Origin of the sequence: Massilia sp., from assembly GCF_046293535.1 — a bacterium.
Taxonomy (GTDB): Bacteria; Pseudomonadota; Gammaproteobacteria; order Burkholderiales; family Burkholderiaceae_D; genus Telluria.
Window position 1 is genome coordinate 1 of record NZ_JBKBOV010000088.1, and the last position, 2,979, is coordinate 2,979.

The following is a 2,979-nucleotide window of genomic DNA, read 5'->3' on the forward strand; positions in this document are numbered from 1 at the left end:
CGTCCATCGCCGGCGTGTTGCCGACGATGATGAAGAAATCGCCGCGTGCGGTGCCGGGTTCGGCCATTGCCATGGAGATGGCGCCATCGACATGGCTGAGCCCGGTCTTGCTGGTCGGCTCATGCGCGATCGGCGGCAGTGTGCGCTTCGGATCGTTTTGGGTGCCGAACTGGATGAAGCCGTAGCGCGGTTCCGCCTGCACCTTCACGGTGCGGTAGAAAACCGTCCCGTCCAGCCGCTTTCCATCGACATATTTGAGGAAGTTGGCGGCGGTCACCGGCGCCTTCTCCGTTTCGATTTCGAGCACGATCGGGCCAGCGGCGGTCGAGAGCGTGACGATCGTGGTCGCTGCCTTTGCCGGAGCAGGGGGCGTAGCGCTGGTGGTGGCCGGTGCAGCCGCAGGAACATCCTGCGCGGCGACGCCGGTGGGAAGGAGGAGCGCGGCGGCGAGGGCGATCATCCGCATCAGCCGACCTTCGCCACCAGCAGCGGCATGTTGTCCGCCTGACTGCCGGACAATTGGATCGTGTAGCGACCGGGCTTCAACGTATAATCCACCATCTTGCGAATTCCCGTGCATTTGGGGCCATGACCATGCGCGCTGGAGGAGAGCGCACGCCCCTTGTCGACCAGATCGACCCATGCGCGTCCACCCAGTGCCACGCGGTAATTGCCTGCTTCCTGCACGGTCAGCGTCAGCGTTCCGGCATGGCCGCCGTTTTCCTTCGGCACGGGTGCCAGTGTGACGAGATTCGCCGGATGAAGCGCGACCAGCAGCGCCTGGCCGGGCGTCACCGATGCGCCGCCGCCGGCCTTGATCCCTGCCGCGACGGGCGTCTGCTTCGACCAGGCGGCAAGCTCTGCCGGGATCGCGACCCGGACATTCGCGCAGGAAGGATCGTCAGGGGCCTCCTGCGCAACGGCGGGGGAGGCGGCCAGCAGGAGGCCGGCGACGGAAGCACGGATCACGCAAGGTTCCTTTCTTGCTCATTCGTATCGCCCTTCAACGTTCAAGGCGACAGATGGGAGCAAGGACACGGACCATTTGCCATGCCAAGGGCGCGGCCCGTCCCCTGCCGGGGCAGGGGACGGTCGCTGACCCGCGCGCCCGGTCAGGCGCGGGTCGGGATCTTCTCGAACGGGACGTCCTTGTCGACGCGCACGTCGCCGGGCAGGCCAAGGACGCGCTCGGCGATGATGTTGCGCAGGATTTCGTCCGTCCCGCCCTCGATTCGGGTGGCCGGGCTGCGCATCAGCGTCGCCTGGAAGCGTGCCGCATGCGCCGCCTGTGCGGGATCGGTCAGCACGCCGGCCTCGCCCTGAAGGTCGATCGCGAAGGTCGCGATATCCTGGCTCGTCGCGCCGGCGACCAGCTTGCCGATCGAATTCTCCGGGCCTGGCTCCTGTCCCTTCGACAAGGCGGTCAGCGCGCGCATCGAGGTGTATTTCAGGCCGCTGGCCTTGGTGGCCCAATCGGCGAGGCGCGAGCGGATCGACGGATCATCGACCAGCCGGCCGCCGTCGCGACCCGGCGCGCGGACGGCATAATCGAGCAGCGTCTCGAAGCCGGTCGACATGCCCGAGCCGATCGACAGACGCTCGTTCATCAAGGTGGTCAGCGACACCGTCCAGCCCTGACCAACGCCGCCCAGCCGCTGGCTGTCGGGGACGCGCAGGTCGGTGAAGAACACCTCGTTGAAGCCCGACTGGCCGTGGGCCTGAAGAATCGGGCGGACTTCGATGCCGGGCGAGCGCATGTCGACCCAGAACATCGTCAGCCCCTTGTGCTTGGCGACGCTGGGATCGGTGCGGGTCAGCAGGATGCCATATTGCGAGATATGCGCGCCGGAGGTCCAGATCTTGGACCCGTTGATGACCCATTCGTCACCATCCTTGACCGCGCGGGTGCGAAGGCCCGCGAGGTCCGAGCCGGCCGACGGTTCGGAGAACATCTGGCACCAGATGTCCTCACCGGCGGCGAGCGGCGGCAGCAGCGCCTGCTTGTCCTCCTCACGCCCCCACGCCATCACCGTCGGGCCGCACATGCCCTGACCGATGATGAAGGTGAAGGAGAGGGTGGCATAGACGCCTTCCTCCTGGTTCCAGATCACCCGCTGCATCGGCGTCGCGCCGCGCCCGCCATATTCCTTTGGCCAGTGAAGGCACGCCCAGCCGGCGTCATATTTCTTCTTCTGCCACGCCTTGCTCTCGGCCAGCATGTCGAAATCGGCGATGTCGCCGGCGGTGCCGTGCCCCGATCCCGAAAGGATCGGGTACAGGTGCTTGGGGGCATTGGCATCAATCCACGCGCGAGCCTCGGCGCGGAAGGCGGCTTCTTCGGGAGTGTCGTCGAAGTTCATGGCACGGGGCCTCCGGTCTTGTCCGTTACGTGGCTCAGGCGGCGATCGGCTGGTTGGCGGCAGCCAGGCAGCTGACGAGCTTCTCTTCCCAGTCGGGCTGGCTGCCGAGCGCGAGCGCGAGGTGGTTCGCGCGCCGGTAGTAGAGGTGGCAATCCATCTGCCACGTAAAGCCCATGCCGCCGTGCACCTGGATGTTGTTCTTCGCGCAATGGCGGAAGGCGTTGGTAGCCGAAACGCGCGCCGTCGCTGCCGCGCGCGGCAGTTCGGCCGCCCCAGTAGAAAGCGCCCAGGCACCGTAATAAGCGTTCGACCGGGCGAGCGTTGCGGAGACGTACATGTCGGCCAGCATGTGCTTGATGGCCTGGAAGCTGCCGATCTGGCGCCCGAAGGCCATCCGCTCCAGCGCATAGTCGCGGCCCATTTCGAGCGCGCGGTCCGCGCCGCCAATCTGCTCGAACGCCACCAGCACCGCCGCGCGGTCGAGCAGCGTCTGATATTGCGACCAGCCCTCGCCCGGCTCGCCCAGCCGCTCGGCCGCTGCGCTGTTGAAGGTCAGTTCGGCTTGGGCACGCGTGGGATCGATCGTGTCGAGCGCGCGCCGTTCGACCGCCTTCTGCGC

General features: G+C 66.9%; 4 protein-coding genes. All 4 read right to left on the reverse strand.

What is annotated here, in order from left to right; genetic code table 11:
* Positions 1 to 466, reverse strand: a 466-nt coding sequence (locus tag ACK4S9_RS23170) for a peptidylprolyl isomerase (protein WP_409730290.1), incomplete at its 3' end; no start/stop codon positions are given.
* On the reverse strand, positions 466 to 969 hold the full coding sequence (locus ACK4S9_RS23175) for a hypothetical protein (RefSeq protein WP_052742603.1): 504 nt from the start codon (positions 967 to 969) through the stop codon (positions 466 to 468). The genes ACK4S9_RS23175 and ACK4S9_RS23170, both read right to left, overlap by 1 nt.
* 143 nt (positions 970 to 1,112) lie before the next feature.
* The gene (locus tag ACK4S9_RS23180) at positions 1,113 to 2,360 is read right to left on the reverse strand and encodes an acyl-CoA dehydrogenase family protein (RefSeq protein WP_046410772.1); all 1,248 of its coding nucleotides are present in this window, start codon (positions 2,358 to 2,360) and stop codon (positions 1,113 to 1,115) included.
* A 34-nt stretch (positions 2,361 to 2,394) separates the two neighbouring features.
* Positions 2,395 to 2,979 (reverse strand): acyl-CoA dehydrogenase family protein (locus ACK4S9_RS23185; protein WP_409730293.1); only part of this gene is annotated, 585 nt, incomplete at its 5' end.

Bases quoted from the DNA above. Each gene is read 5' to 3' on its own strand.
- ACK4S9_RS23180 (WP_046410772.1), bottom strand. From the start codon at position 2,360: ATGAACTTCGACGACACTCCCGAAGAAGCCGCCTTCCGCGCCGAGGCT.